The organism is Pedobacter sp. (assembly GCF_031119335.1).
In the GTDB taxonomy this organism is placed as follows: domain Bacteria; phylum Bacteroidota; class Bacteroidia; order Sphingobacteriales; family Sphingobacteriaceae; genus Pedobacter.
This window is the reverse complement of the sequence record NZ_JAVHXT010000006.1, coordinates 184492-196414: the sequence shown is the minus strand read 5'-3', so window position 1 is coordinate 196414 and position 11923 is coordinate 184492. Positions and strand designations below refer to the sequence as shown.

Annotated in this window: 10 protein-coding genes; all 10 read left to right on the top strand. The window is 36.7% G+C overall.

From position 1 onward, the window contains the following. Window positions 1-170: 170 nt before the first annotated feature. Window positions 171-425, top strand: a complete 255-nt coding sequence (gene rpsT, locus REI64_RS08965) for a 30S ribosomal protein S20 (protein WP_308849775.1) — start codon at window positions 171-173, stop codon at window positions 423-425. Window positions 426-498: 73 nt separating this feature from the next. After that, window positions 499-1548, top strand: coding sequence for a TlpA disulfide reductase family protein (locus tag REI64_RS08960; protein ID WP_308849774.1), 1050 nt, complete (start codon window positions 499-501; stop codon window positions 1546-1548). A gap of 15 nt (window positions 1549-1563) precedes the next feature. Continuing rightward, window positions 1564-2262, top strand: a complete 699-nt coding sequence (gene radC / locus REI64_RS08955; RefSeq protein ID WP_308849773.1) for a DNA repair protein RadC — start codon at window positions 1564-1566, stop codon at window positions 2260-2262. 64 nt (window positions 2263-2326) lie between these two features. Beyond that, window positions 2327-3160 (top strand): endonuclease/exonuclease/phosphatase family protein, encoded by an 834-nt coding sequence (locus tag REI64_RS08950; RefSeq protein ID WP_308849772.1) that lies wholly within the window; start codon window positions 2327-2329, stop codon window positions 3158-3160. A gap of 213 nt (window positions 3161-3373) precedes the next feature. Continuing rightward, entirely contained in the window at window positions 3374-5770 is a 2397-nt protein-coding gene (pheT, locus tag REI64_RS08945) for a phenylalanine--tRNA ligase subunit beta (protein ID WP_308849771.1), read from the top strand. Between the two features lie 99 nt (window positions 5771-5869). Continuing rightward, complete coding sequence (locus REI64_RS08940) at window positions 5870-6160, top strand: hypothetical protein (RefSeq protein ID WP_308849770.1); 291 nt, start codon at window positions 5870-5872, stop codon at window positions 6158-6160. A gap of 33 nt (window positions 6161-6193) precedes the next feature. Continuing rightward, entirely contained in the window at window positions 6194-6484 is a 291-nt protein-coding gene (locus REI64_RS08935) for a cell division protein ZapA (protein WP_308849769.1), read from the top strand. 191 nt (window positions 6485-6675) lie between these two features. Further along, a complete protein-coding gene (gene rny, locus REI64_RS08930) occupies window positions 6676-8238 on the top strand; it encodes a ribonuclease Y (RefSeq protein ID WP_308849768.1) in 1563 nt (520 codons plus the stop codon). A gap of 199 nt (window positions 8239-8437) precedes the next feature. Continuing rightward, on the top strand, window positions 8438-8950 hold the full coding sequence (locus REI64_RS08925) for an Mpo1-like protein (protein ID WP_308849767.1): 513 nt from the start codon (window positions 8438-8440) through the stop codon (window positions 8948-8950). A 134-nt stretch (window positions 8951-9084) separates the two neighbouring features. Beyond that, a complete protein-coding gene (locus REI64_RS08920; RefSeq protein ID WP_308849766.1) occupies window positions 9085-11886 on the top strand; it encodes a TonB-dependent receptor domain-containing protein in 2802 nt (933 codons plus the stop codon). Window positions 11887-11923 lie beyond the last annotated feature (37 nt).

Below are 11923 nucleotides of genomic sequence, written 5' to 3'. Positions count from 1 at the left end.
AACCTTAATTTATCTAAAAATAATGAATGGGTATAAGTGTTTAGCATTCAAAAGCTTCGTGCTTAAAATGTTAGATGAAAATATTTTTTAAAAACCATTTTGCAATTAAAAATAATACCTCTATATTTGCAGTCCGAAAATAAATACAAGAAGAAATAAAAGGCTAAACAATGGCAAATCATAAATCAGCATTAAAAAGAATTAGAGCAAACGCTGCAAAACGTCTACGTAACAGATATCAAGCTAAAACTACGCGTACTTTCATTAAAAGATTGCGTGCTGCTGAAGATAAAAAAACTGGATTAGAAATGCTTCCTAAAGTAATTTCTATGTTAGATCGTTTAGCTAAAAAGAACGTTATCCACAAAAACAAAGCTTCTAACAATAAAGCTAAGTTAACTAAGTTCGTTAACAACTTGAAATAGTCGCTTTTTTAAACGATATTAGAAACGGTATCATCGAAAGATGATGCCGTTTTTTTGTTTAAAAAAAAATCTGATGAAAAAAATAACTCTCTTCCTTTTTGTCTCTTCAATAGTCAACTTCGTTTTCGCTCAGAAAAAGTTTGAAATCTATGGAAAGTATAAGGAGCCAACAAATGGTCTGTTAAAAGTGATGTATGACCAAAAGCTGGTGGATTCCGTTCCTGTAGTTGATGGAAAGTTTCATTATATAGGTAAAGCCGAACTTCCAAAGGCGGTTAGTCTATATATGGATTTTGAAAATCTGCCAAAAGATGTTATGACTACGTCTTTTGAAGTATATGTAGGTGAAAAGCCGACAATCTTAGAATTGGATACTACAACTGTTAGGGATTTTCGAACTTTTCTGACGACCAAAGTAACTTTTGTTCAGAAAAATAAATTTCAGGACGAATTTGATAAATTGAAAGCAGAGATGAAAGGCTTGGTGTCTTCAAAAGAGGAAGACAAGAAAAGAGGTGAAAAGTTGGCGCTTTCTTATATAGATAAAAATAAATCTGACCTAGAAAGAAGTATCTTGCTAAATTGGTATAGTAGTTTTATAGCTAAAGATAAGTTAAAAACATACTATGAAAGTTTTAACGAAAAGACAAAAAAATCATTCTACGGCGTTAGAATTAAAAATGCTGCGCTTACTAAGTACATGCTAAAGGTAGGGGAGTTATTACCGTCCTTTTCTCAAAAAGATACTAAAGGTAAAATGTTTAGTATCTCGGATTTGAAAGGAAAATACGTGTTGATTGATTTTTGGGCTTCTTGGTGCGTACCGTGTAGGGAAGAGAATCCAAATTTGGTTAAGGCTTACGAAACCTTTAAACATAAAGATTTTGAGATTTTAGGTGTCTCGTTAGATGATGATAAAGACAAATGGCTAGATGCTATTGCAAAAGATGGTTTAGTTTGGAAGCATGTCTCCGACTTGGATGGTTGGCAAAACGAGGTTTATAAAATGTTTAATCTTAAATCGGTTCCTTCAAGTATCCTTATTGACAAAGAAGGGAGGGTAATCGCAATGAATTTAAGAGGTGAAGCTTTAAATAAGAAGCTTGAGGAAATCCTTCTCTAAATAAAATCTACATCTATGTCTATCTATGAAAACAAACTCGGCATCAAAGCTTGGGCAGAGGCCGACCGTCCGCGGGAAAAATTACTGCAACAAGGCAGGCGACAGCTTACTGATGCAGAGCTCATTGCCATCTTAATTGGTTCGGGCAGTAGAAACGAAACTGCTGTTGACCTAAGCAAGCGCATCCTTGGCTCTTGCCAAAACGACCTCCATAAATTAGCGCAACTTGGCGTAAAGGAGTTATCAAAATTTAAAGGCATCGGCGAAGCTAAAGCCATTACCATTGTTGCTGCTCTAGAGTTGGGGCGTAGAAGAAAGGAAGCGGAACCAACCGAGGTACAAAAAGTGACATCTTCTATTGATGTTCATCGAATGTTGAAGGCCGACTTGGCCGATTTGCCGCATGAAGAATTTTGGGTATTGTTAATGAGCAGATCCAATGTTGTTATTGGCAAACACTTTTTGAGCAAGGGCGGTCAGGCAGGTACGGTTGTAGATCCGAAAATTGTTTTTAAAACTGCACTGGAGCACGGTGCGGCGTCTTTGGTATTGGTGCATAATCACCCGTCTGGCAGTTTGAAGCCCAGCAGTGCCGATATCAGTATCACCAAGAAACTAATGGAATTGGGTAAAATGATGGAAATTGCTGTTCATGATCATTTGATTGTTTATAATGACACTTTTTTAAGCTTGGCTGATGAAGGATATGTTTAATGTTTCATAGATTTTACTTTCGCTTAATTTCTATTCTTTACATTTGAAATTAAAATTAAATGAAATGAAAAGAATTATCATAGCGCTTTTGCTAATTGTGGCGGGCTTTCAAGTTCAAGCTCAAAAAAATCAGCCGATTAATGTAATGACCTATAATATAAGATACGCCACAGAGAAAGATGGCGTAAATGCTTGGTCTAAAAGAAAAGATGATGTAAAAGCACTCGTGAAATTTCATGATACAGATATTTTGTGTACACAAGAAGCTTTGGCAGAACAATACGATTTTTTGTTAGAGAACTCTGAATTTGAGGCAGTGGGTGCTGGTAGAGATGACGGCAAACGTAAAGGCGAATTTTCTCCAATCTATTATAATAAAAATAGATTTACCAAGAAAGACGGTGGTGTGTTCTGGTTATCGCAAACGCCAGATGTGCCAAGTAAGGGTTGGGATGCCATGTTTAATCGTGTTTGTACCTGGGTGCGACTTTACGATAAGTTAAATAAAAAAGAGTTTTTGGTTTTCAATACGCATTATGACCACGTTGGTGTGCAGGCCAGAATAGAGTCTGCAAAATTAATCAAACAAAAAATACAAGAAATTGCACCTAAATTACCGGTTATTTACACGGGTGATTTAAACGTAACTCCAGAAACAGAAGCTATTGCAACTATCAAATCGTTCTTAAGTGATAGTAAAGAAGTTTCGATAGAAGCTCCTTACGGTCCTGAAGGGACATTTAATGGTTTCAAGTTTAACAGTCCGTTGAAAGAAAGGATTGATTATGTTTTCGTAAACAAAGGTTTCAAGGTACAGAAATATGGGGTGTTAACGGATAGTAAAGACCAACGCTATTTTTCAGATCATATGCCGGTATTTGTCAAATTGTTGTTTTAACCCCTAAATCCCCTAAAGGGGACTTGTTCTAACGGCGAGAGGTGCTTTTTTTTGAAGACTTACGAAGTTTGATAAACTTCGTAAGTCTTATCCTTATATTCCTTCTCCTTTACCTTTATAAATAATATCTTTGCACTTTAAATCGTATAGCGTATAGAGATATGCGTAGTGAGATGATCGCAATACGCAATACGCCCTACTCAATACCCAAACATGAAAATATCATACAGCTGGCTTAAACAATTATTAAAAACGGATAAAACTCCTCAAGAACTTTCTTTAATCTTAACTAATATTGGTTTAGAGGTAGAAAGCCTAGAGAAAGTGCAAACTATTCCAGGCGGATTAGAAGGCTTGGTAATTGGATATGTGGAAGAAAGAGCGCAGCACCCAAATGCAGATAGATTAAGCGTAACCAAAGTAAATGTTGGCGGTCCAGAGCCATTACAAATTGTTTGTGGTGCACCAAACGTAGCTGCGGGACAAAAAGTAGTAGTTGCCGTTGTTGGTACTATGGTTCATCCAAATGAAGGCGAGCCTTTTAAAATCAATAAATCGAAAATTAGAGGCGAGGTTTCTGAAGGGATGATTTGTGCCGAAGATGAAATTGGTTTGGGCGGTTCTCATGCAGGTATCATGGTATTGCCAGAAGATGCGACTATAGGTTTAGAAGCTAAGAAATATTTCAACGTTGATGATGATTATCTCTTCGAAATTGGTTTAACACCAAATAGAGCAGATGCAGCTTCGCACTTAGGTGTGGCTAGAGATTTAGCAGCTTATTTACGTACAAGCCACGAATTGCCAGATGTAAGTGCTTTTGCAACTGAGAATGAAAACTTAAACATCGCTGTAGAAGTTGAAGCTACAGATGCTTGTCCACGTTATAGCAGTGTAAGCATTAGTGGTGTTACGGTAAAATCATCGCCAGATTGGCTAAAAGATAAATTGAAAGTAATTGGCGTTCGTCCAATTAATAACATAGTGGATGTTACCAATTACGTATTGCACGAGTTGGGACAGCCTTTACATGCTTTTGATGCAGATCAAATTGCAGGCAAGAAAATCATTGTTAAAAAATGTGCGGAAGGTACACCGTTTGTTACTTTAGATGAAGTAGAGCGTAAGCTTTCGGCAGAAGATTTAATGATCTGTGATGCTGAAAAACCATTGTGTATTGCAGGTGTTTTCGGCGGAATTGGTTCGGGAGTTACTGAGCAAACAACTAATATATTCCTGGAAAGTGCTTATTTCAACGCAGTTTCTGTACGTAAAACCTCAAAAAGACACGGTTTAAAAACTGATGCTTCTTTCCGTTTTGAGCGTGGTACCGACCCAGAAATTACCATTTTAGCTTTGCAAAGAGCAGCTTTATTAATTAAGGAAGTAGCAGGTGGTGAGATTTCTTCATCAGTTTCTGATATTTACCCTGTTAAAGCTAACCCTTTTGAAGTAGCCGTAAAATATCAAAACATAGTTGATTTAATTGGTAAGGATATTCCTGCTGCGGAGATTAAAGAAATTATTACGGCTTTAGGTATCAGCGTTGCTAAAGAAACTACAGAAGGATTGGATTTATTGGTGCCTGCTTACAAAGTAGACGTTACCCGTGAGTGCGATATTACCGAAGAAGTTTTGCGTATCTACGGTTATGACAATATCGAAATTCCATCGAAAGTAAATGCTTCGTTGGCTTTTACAGTTAAACCGAATAGAGAGAATATACAAAACTTAGTAGCTGATATGCTTACTTCAAACGGCTTTGTAGAAATTTGGTGTAACTCATTAACTCGATTAGCTAACTCTAAGAATGAGGAAGAGGCAGTTCAAATTTTAAATCCATTGAGTTCTGATTTGAATGCGATGCGACAAAGTTTGTTGCAGCCAGCTTTAGAAAGTGTAACTTATAACATCAACCGTAAAAATTCGGATATTAAATTCTATGAGTTTGGTAAAACTTATCATTTAATTGAAGGTAAATATGTAGAGCGTCCTCGTTTGTTAATCGCATTAAGTGGAGCTAAACAAAGTGAACAATGGAACCATCAATCTACGCCATCAAGTTTTTATAATTTAAAAGGAGCGGTAGATGCTGTGGTTACACGCTTAGGTCTTTCGAGTTTCCAAACAGCAGAAGTAAGCGATGAAAACTTCGCCTATGGCTTAAAATACTTTAGAGGAGATAAAACCTTGGTGAGCTTTGGGGCAGTAACCAACGCCGATAAAAAAGCAGCAGGTTTGAAACAGGATATTTTTTATGCTGATTTTGACTGGGCTTTTGTATTAGATGCCTTGAAGAAAAACAAAATCATCAATAAGGAAGTGCCTAAATATCCAGCGGTAAGAAGAGATTTATCGTTATTGGTAGACCAAGCAGTTACTTTTGACGAATTGAAGACGATTGCTTTCAAGTCTGAGAAGAAATTGGTTAAAAATGTACAGGTTTTTGATGTTTACCAAGGTGATAAATTGCCAGAAGGTAAAAAATCTTATGCTTTAAACTTTACTTTGCAAGACGAAGAGCAGACTTTGACTGATAAGCAGATAGATAGCATTATGCAAAAGATTATTACTAACTTAGCGCAAACTGCAAAAGCAGAAATAAGATAGAATAGGTTTAAAGTTGAAAGTTTAGAGTTGAAAGTTTTGAAGTCGGTATGCCGAAACATTCTCTCATTCGAAATTTTCTCATTCAAAATTAAATAATAGATGGCTGCTGTAGCTGATCAACTCAATAGTGTAATGCAAAAAACTGCTCGATTAATTGAGCTTTGCACTGCGTTACAGGAAGAAAACCAGTTGTTGAAGTCAGAAAATCAGCAACAAAAACAAGCTCTAGAAAGTGCTAAAGGTGTTCATTTAGAGCTAGATGAAAAGATAAGAGTACTCAAATTGGCAAAGAGTATTGAAGGTACAAGTGAAAAGACACTTGATATAAAGCAAAAAATTAACGAATTTGTGCGTGAAATTGATAAGTGTGTAGCATTGCTTAAAAAGTAAGTAAGGCAAGATTAATTGAAACAAAGCTAAAAAATGGGAGAAATCTCGATTAAAATAACTATCGCCGACCGTATTTACCCTTTAAAGGTGAGTATGGAAGAAGAGGAAATTGTGAGAAGGGCGGCAAAGATTATCAATGAACGTATAAAAGACTACCAGGAAAATTATGCGGTTAGGGATAAGCAAGATTTGTTGTCGATGGCGGTTCTACATTATGCAACGGCAGTTTTAAAGGCCGAGCATAAGGTACAACACCAAGATACCACAGTAACCGATAAAGTTGAAGAATTAGATAGTTTATTGAACGGATTTTTCGCTAAATAAAATGTTCTTTATAGCCTTTTCGAAATTCGAAGGGGTTTTCTATAGCTATAAATTTGGCCGTGGCTAAATTTTTATGTTTCTTTTAATTGATGTGGCTGCACATTTGGAACATAATGATTTAGTAACGGCTTTTTTTATATACAAAACCACGATGATGGATAGCGTCATCAACATTAAACAACAACTAGAAAATGGAAATATTAGGAATAGTAGGATGCATACTCGCCAGCTTAATTGTTGGGGTGGTAATTGGCAGATACCTGCTGCGTAACCTGTTAAAGCAACAAGAAGTAGCGGCGCAGACAAAGGCGAAGAAAATTTTAAAAGATGCTGAAAATAATGCGGAAATCTTAAAGAAAAACAAGCTTTTAGAAGCAAAAGAAAAGTTCTTGCAGATGAAAGCAGAGCATGAACAACAAGTTCAATCTCGTAACAGCGAGGTAGCTCAACGTGAGAACAGTATCAAACAAAAAGAGCAATCTTTAAACTCGAAATTAGAGAATGCCAACAGAAAAGAACAAGAGCTAGATAAGCAAAAAGATACCTTAGAAAAGCAAACTGCTTTAGCTGTAAAAAAACAGGAAGAAGTAGATGCGATTAAAAATCAACACGTACAGCAGCTAGAAACTATTGCTGGTTTAAGTGCAGAAGAGGCTAAAAATCAGTTGGTAGAAAACATGAAAGCAGAAGCTCGTTCGCAAGCTTTGATGCAGGTAAAAGACATTGTTGACGAAGCTAAATTGACTGCAAGTAAAGAAGCAAAGAAAGTAGTTATCCAAACTATTCAACGTACTGCGGCAGAAGCTGCCATTGAAAACTCGGTGTCTATTTTCCATATCGATAACGACGAAATTAAAGGACGTGTAATTGGTAGGGAAGGTCGTAACATCCGTGCTTTAGAAGCGGCAACAGGTATTGAAATTATTGTGGATGACACACCAGAGGCAATTATCCTTTCAGGTTTTGACCCGGTAAGAAGAGAGATTGCCCGTTTGGCTTTACATCGTTTGGTAACGGATGGTCGTATCCATCCAGCTCGTATCGAAGAGATTGTAGCTAAAACCAAAAAGCAAATCGAAGATGAAATTATCGAGATTGGTGAGCGTACTGTAATCGATTTGGGTATCCACGGTTTACACCCAGAGTTAATTAGAATGGTTGGCCGTATGCGTTACCGTTCTTCTTACGGACAAAACTTATTGCACCACTCTCGTGAGGTAGCTAATTTCTGTGCTACTATGGCCGCAGAGTTGGGCTTAAATGCAAAATTGGCTAAACGTGCAGGTCTGTTACACGATATAGGTAAAGTACCTGATGATAATCCAGAATTACCACACGCAATTTTGGGTATGCAGTTGGCAGAGAAATATAAGGAACATCCAGAGGTTTGTAACGCCATTGGAGCGCACCACGACGAAATTGAAATGACGTCGATGATTTCTCCAATTATCCAAGCTTGTGACTCTATTTCTGGTGCTCGTCCTGGAGCTCGTAGAGAGGTAGTAGAAAGCTACATCAAGCGTTTGAAAGAGTTGGAAGAATTGGCCTTGTCTTATCCGGGTGTAGAGAAAACTTTTGCGATACAAGCAGGTAGAGAGCTACGTGTAGTGGTAGAAAGTGAAAGAGTAACCGACCAACAGGCAGAATTGTTAGCAGCAGATATCTCTAACCGTATCCAAACTGAAATGACTTATCCAGGTCAAATCAAGGTAACGGTAATTAGAGAAACCCGTTCGGTAGCATTTGCGAAGTAGTTTTGGGATTAAACCGATTTCGGGATTACACTGATAGTATCGTCATTGCGAGGTACGAAGCAATCTTAAACCGATATTCTAAATTCATATAGAGAGATTGCTTCGTGCCTCGCAATGACGACTTATAAAAGATACTAAAACTAAAAGCGATAGATTTCTATCGCTTTTCTTACTTTTACAAAACCAAAATTAACCAGCTATGAGCAAGACTGTAAAAGCGCCAGAAAGAAAGCCTATAGATATCTTATTCGATAAATATGCAGAAAGCCATCAAGATCATACCAATAAATTGATCCATTGGATTTGTGTTCCTCTAATTGTCTTCAGTCTGTTAGGCTTAGTTTGGCAAATTCCATTTCCTAAGCTAGATTTCTTGGGACAATACCAAACCTTCCTTAACTGGGCATCTTTCTTACTTGCTTTTTCACTGTATTACTATTTTACACTATCGCCGGTTTTGTTTTTCCTGATGATTTGGGTAGTATCGGCAATGAGCTTTGTAATTGTGAAAATAGAATTACTTGTAGGTTTAGGTAGTGCAACGGCTTACGGCATTTACGCAGGCATATTTGTACTCGCTTGGGTTGGTCAATTTATCGGTCATAAAATAGAAGGTAAGAAGCCGTCATTTTTAGAAGATGTTAAGTTTTTGTTAATTGGCCCAATTTGGTTATTGCACTTTATATGCAAGAAAATCGGCTTAAAATATTAATTGAAACGCTCTCCAAAAGCGATACCGGCGGTGTTTAACAATTTATTAACCTGCCGGTAAACAAATGGTAATTTCAAGCTAACATGAAGCTAACATTGTGGTAATAGTTTTGCCCTAATTAAAAATAAGGCAAATTGAAATCACAATTAACTCTAAAAAAAGCACTACTAACCATCATGTTCGTGTTAGGCAGTGTACTTGTTTTCGCACAGGGAACAGGAAAAATTGCAGGAACTGTAACAGATAAAAAAACTGGCGAAACGCTGATTAGCGCCGCCGTTAAAGTGGTAGGTGCAAATAAAGTTGCTGGTACTGATGTTAACGGAAAGTACAGTATCGGAGGTCTGGCAGCAGGAAAATACACCATAGAAGTTTCTTATGTGAGTTACCTTCCAACCACAATTAAATTGGTTGAAGTAAAAGAAGGTGCAACAACAACCCTAAACGTTGCTCTAGAAGAATCTAGCTCTACTTTAAACCAAGTTGTAATTGCAGGTAAAGCAAATAAAGAATCTAGCAATGCCTTACTGGCAGAACGTAAAAACTCGACTTTAGTAGTTCAAAAAATTGGAGCACAGGAGTTAAGTCGTAAAGGTTTATCTAATGTTGCAGAAGGTGTAAGTAAGATTGCTGGCGTATCAATGGTTGGCAATAAAAACGTTTTCGTAAGAGGTTTAGGAGATCGTTACAACAATACTACTTTAAACGGATTGCCAATTCCTTCTACTAATCCAGATTTGAAGTTAATTCCTTTAGATATTTTCCCTACTTCGGTAGTTAAAAATATTGGTGTAACTAAATCTTATTCTCCAGAATTGTATGGCGATTTCTCAGGAGGTTCTATCGATATCGTAACTAAAGATTATCCAGAGCAAGGCTTTTTTAAAGTTGGCTTATCTAGCGGATATAATTCTATCACCACTGGGAAGGATTTTTACACCACCCAAAGAAGCTTTTTGAACTTTACAGGTTTTGACAGAGGTGAGAGAGCAATGCCGCAAGCTATTGATAATATGCGTATCTACAGATCTGCAGAGCGCCCTAACTTAAAGCCGAATTTTGCAACTAAATGGTCGCCAGAAACTATTACAGCGCCGGTAGCTACAGGTTTCTCATTATCTGGAGGCGACTCGTACGATTTAGGCAACAACAGAAAATTTGGCTACTTGGCAAGTTTAGGGTATAAAAATGATCTTCGTTTTAACGATGGTATCAGTGCAATTTATAACGCACAGCAAGCGCCAGATTATTTATACCAAACAGAACGTTTCAGTTTTACAACGAATACTTCTGCATTGTTGAACTTATATTACAAACCAGGAAGCAAGAGCAGCTACAGTGTAACTGGTATGTTTGTTAATGATTCTGGTAATGATATTTTCAACCAGCAAGGTTTTAAGGCCGATTTAAGTGGTGATATCTACGCTAGAAGAAATGCTTATGTACAAAATTCATTATTAACCGGACAGTTTTCTGGTACAAATAACTTTAGTGAACGTTTCAATTTGAAATATACTTTAGGTTATACAAACATTACCGGAAGTACGCCAGATAGGGTTCAAAATACTTTTATCGATAATAAAACTTCTACTTATTCATTTTTGAAACTTAACAATAGTGATAACCACAGGTTTTTTGCAGACTTGAATGAGGATGATTTCTCGGGTAATATCACTGCTGAGCTAAAATCAAAAAATACTGAGTCAGCTTTTAAAACTTTGCAATTCGGTTTTCAAGGCAGGTACAAATCTAGGGTTTTCAATTCAAGACAATTTGAAACGAAAATTGGTCTAAATCCTGTATTTAATTTAAACCAAGTAGATCTTTATTTGAACGATAACAATTTAGGAAGCGGTAACGATGAAAACTCATTTAGATACGATGAATCTTATTATGCGCCAAATAACTATGAAGCAGATTTGATGATTGCAGCTTCGTTTGTGAACTTCAACTTCGAATTTAATAAGAAGCTAAAATTAATTGCTGGTATAAGAGCAGAGTATTCTGAACAAAACACTTACTACAAATTAGGTAGCCAAACTTACGATTCTCCTTTTAGGGTTAAAACAATTGATGGCTTAGATATATTGCCGGCATTGACTTTGAAGTATGCGCTTGATGATAAATCTAACGTGTTGTTCGCAGCGAGTAAGACTATTTCTCGTCCGCAATTTGTGGAGGCTGCACCATTTAGATACAACGTTGGTTTTGGTATAGCTGAAGGTGAAGGTAATCCAAATTTGATAAATAGCGATAACTACAATGTTGATTTGAAATATGAAATCTATCCTTCTAGCGGTGAGATCTTTGCAGTAAGTTTATTTGGAAAATATATTGATAAACCCATCGAGTTAAGTCAAGTGGTTTCTGCCGATCCATTATTTACATACATCAATACCGATAACGCAATGTTAGCTGGAGTTGAAGTAGAATATAACAGAAATATTGGGGCTTTATTCTCATCATCATCAAAAGCTTTACAAAATATGTCACTAGGCTTTAACGCTTCATACATCTATAGTAAAATCGACATCAGCCAAGAAACGATTAATAATTCTGCTACGCCAATTGCGCCTACAAACACTTCGAGGCCTTTATTTGGTGCATCTCCATATTTAATCAATTTTGATTATAGCTACAAGCACAACTGGTCGGCTAAATCTAACACGACATTTACTTTAGCTTACAATGTTTTTGGTAAACGTTTGTTTGCTGCGGGAGCACAACAAGCGGGTGATATCTATGAAATGCCTGTGAATACTTTAGATTTTATCATCAATACAAAATTGAACAATAAGATAGGCTTGGATTTCAACTTTGGTAATATCCTCAATCCGGATATCAAATTCCAACAGGAGTATGAAAATAATAATCTTCCTTACAATCAGTACAAGCGAGGAATGAATATAGGTGTTAACCTTAACTACACATTCTAGTGGTAGTTAACAATTAATTAATGTTTTGTTGATGGAC

Coding starts and splice junctions, on each gene's coding strand:
- rpsT (WP_308849775.1), top strand. CDS start 171: ATGGCAAATCATAAATCAGCATTAAAAAGAATTAGAGCAAACGCTGCA.
- REI64_RS08960 (WP_308849774.1), top strand. CDS start 499: ATGAAAAAAATAACTCTCTTCCTTTTTGTCTCTTCAATAGTCAACTTC.
- radC (WP_308849773.1), top strand. CDS start 1,564: ATGTCTATCTATGAAAACAAACTCGGCATCAAAGCTTGGGCAGAGGCC.
- REI64_RS08950 (WP_308849772.1), top strand. CDS start 2,327: ATGAAAAGAATTATCATAGCGCTTTTGCTAATTGTGGCGGGCTTTCAA.
- pheT (WP_308849771.1), top strand. CDS start 3,374: ATGAAAATATCATACAGCTGGCTTAAACAATTATTAAAAACGGATAAA.
- REI64_RS08940 (WP_308849770.1), top strand. CDS start 5,870: ATGGCTGCTGTAGCTGATCAACTCAATAGTGTAATGCAAAAAACTGCT.
- REI64_RS08935 (WP_308849769.1), top strand. CDS start 6,194: ATGGGAGAAATCTCGATTAAAATAACTATCGCCGACCGTATTTACCCT.
- rny (WP_308849768.1), top strand. CDS start 6,676: ATGGAAATATTAGGAATAGTAGGATGCATACTCGCCAGCTTAATTGTT.
- REI64_RS08925 (WP_308849767.1), top strand. CDS start 8,438: ATGAGCAAGACTGTAAAAGCGCCAGAAAGAAAGCCTATAGATATCTTA.